This window comes from Streptomyces sp. SID9727 (assembly GCF_010550605.1).
In the GTDB taxonomy this organism is placed as follows: domain Bacteria; phylum Actinomycetota; class Actinomycetes; order Streptomycetales; family Streptomycetaceae; genus Streptomyces.
In genome coordinates, this window is record NZ_JAAGNI010000110.1 from 1 (window position 1) to 337 (window position 337).

Genomic DNA, 337 nt, shown 5'->3' on the forward strand with positions numbered 1-337 from the left:
GGACCAGGGCGTGCCGCAGCCGCGCCGGGCGTGGCGCGCCGGTCACCAGGTCCACCGGGCAGTCGTCGGCGAGCCGCCCGACCGGTGCGCCCGGCGGGACGACCTGGTCGCGCAGGGCGAGCAGGGCCGCCGCCAGATCGAGGGCGGACCCGCCCGAACCGAGGCGCCCGTACAGCGACTTCGGGGCCGTCACCGGCACGCCGTACGGGCCGAAGAGGGCGGTGAGCGCGGCGGCCTCGGCGCGGTCGGCGTCCCGGTCCCCGGCGGCGTCCGCGAAGACCACGTCCACGTCCGCCGCGTCGACCCCGGCGTCGGCGAGGGCCAGGCGTGCGGCGTC

General features: G+C 80.4%; 1 pseudogene. It reads right to left on the reverse strand.

What is annotated here, in order from left to right:
- Positions 1-337: pseudogene (locus tag G3I41_RS06825) on the reverse strand (ketosynthase chain-length factor); the annotation flags it as partial.